At 42.0% G+C, this 1752-nt stretch carries 1 protein-coding gene; it reads left to right on the top strand.

Going from position 1 to position 1752, the window contains the following annotated elements; all coding sequences use genetic code 11:
• Window positions 1-684 precede the first annotated feature (684 nt).
• The gene (locus ACSEXW_RS28125) at window positions 685-1212 is read left to right on the top strand and encodes a DL-endopeptidase inhibitor IseA family protein (RefSeq protein ID WP_438449496.1); all 528 of its coding nucleotides are present in this window, start codon (window positions 685-687) and stop codon (window positions 1210-1212) included.
• Window positions 1213-1752: the final 540 nt, after the last annotated feature.

Here is a 1752-nt window from a genome sequence, read left to right as displayed (position 1 = left end):
AGAAGTGGAATCAGCAGACAACCCTGCACTGGCTAAGTCCGTCGGACCCGGGGCTGGCGCCCCTTAAGCCAGTGAGGGTTCGTGAATACAACAACGTTATGCGTAATTACTGTAGACCCTGAACCAATTTGAATAACATTCGTAAAGATAATAAGACCTACAAGTTATTAGGGGATGGGTTAGTCGCGAGAGAATTCGTGCGAATTAGTAACCCCCTTCGTCCACGCGAACGGAAGATTTTGTCGCGTGTTACGCGACTCGGAATGAAACAAAAATGATATAGGGGGAAAGACTTGTAAGGGCATTTAATAAGAGTAAAAAAAGAAATAAATACAGATTAGGATAATAGAAATTGAAACACAATTTGTTAATGTCACAAAACTCAAAAAACATGAAAGAGCGCTTTTTGGAAGGACATGAATGTGATACACGGAAGACAGTAACTACGCATAACACCGTATCTACGCGGCGGGCCTGACGGCCCTTGGTCTGCAAGAGGCATTTCGAGGAAGCGGATTCAGCAGACAACCCAGCACCACCTAACCGCGTCGCGGCCGGTCGGGACCCATCTGCGCATATGGATCTGGGCTTCCTTAAGGTGGTGTGGGTTCGTAGATACAACAACGTTAGGTGAAATAACGGCAAATTCATAATTTAATTTCATTAAAAGAAAGGAATGAAGAAATGATCAAGCTCTTATTATTTCTGCTTATAATAATATTTCCAAATATGTACCAAAACACCGTAGAACCAAATTTGTCTGAAGCAGAAGGTTTAATTATACACCGAATTGCATCGGAACATCTTATGACATTTTTTGAAGGTGGGACTTGTACCACTGAAGACAGAAGAGTACCTAATGATAAGAATGAACATTACTATTTTTGTGATAATCTAAATTCGATAGAGAAAATGCACAGTTACTTGGAAGAAAGTTTTACTAAAAATATCGCAAATCAATTAATTACTGAGATAAATATGTTCACGGTGAATGACCAACTTGCATTTACGCCAAGTTCCAGTGGTTCAATGAATGATTGGGAAAATGCAAGAGGAATAATACTAGAAAAGGGAAATGGAAGGATAATATATAAATTTACAGTACCACTTGTTGATTATAGTGATTATCCACCTGCTGAAGTGGTTATTGAATATATTTATATTGAAAGTAAAGGATGGAGAATAAATAATATTCCGGGTAATTTCAAGTAGGCCGTTACTTCACCTAACACCGTATTCACGCGGCGGGCCTGACGGCCCTTGGTCTGCAAGTGGCTTTTCGGGGAGTTGACTCAGCAGACAACCCTGCACTGGCTAAGTCCGTCGGACCCGGGGCTGGCGCCCCTTAAGCCAGTGAGGATTCGTGAATACAACAACGTTAACTGAAAGCACCGATAGATCAAGAGACATCAAGGTCAAGTCACATCAAGGTCAAGTGACATTGAAGATCAAGAGACATCAAGGTCAAGAGACATCAAGGCCAAGAGACATTGAAGGTCAAGAGACATCAAGGTCAAGAGACATCAAGGTCAAGAGACATCAAGGTCAAGAGACATTGAGGGTCAAGAGACATTGAGGGTCAAGAGACATTGAGGGTCAAGAGACATTGAGGGTCAAGAGACATTGAGGGTCAAGAGACATTTAGGGTCAAGAGACATTGAAGGTCAAGAGACATTGAAGGTCAAGTACGTTTATGGTAATTCGAAGAAGTCGGTGCCATCAGTTAACACCGTATCTACGCGTCGGGACCTG

It is taken from the genome of Oryzibacillus soli (assembly GCF_051594765.1).
Taxonomy (GTDB): domain Bacteria; phylum Bacillota; class Bacilli; order Paenibacillales; family NBRC-103111; genus Paenibacillus_AR.
This window is presented reverse-complemented; position numbering and strand designations above follow the sequence as displayed.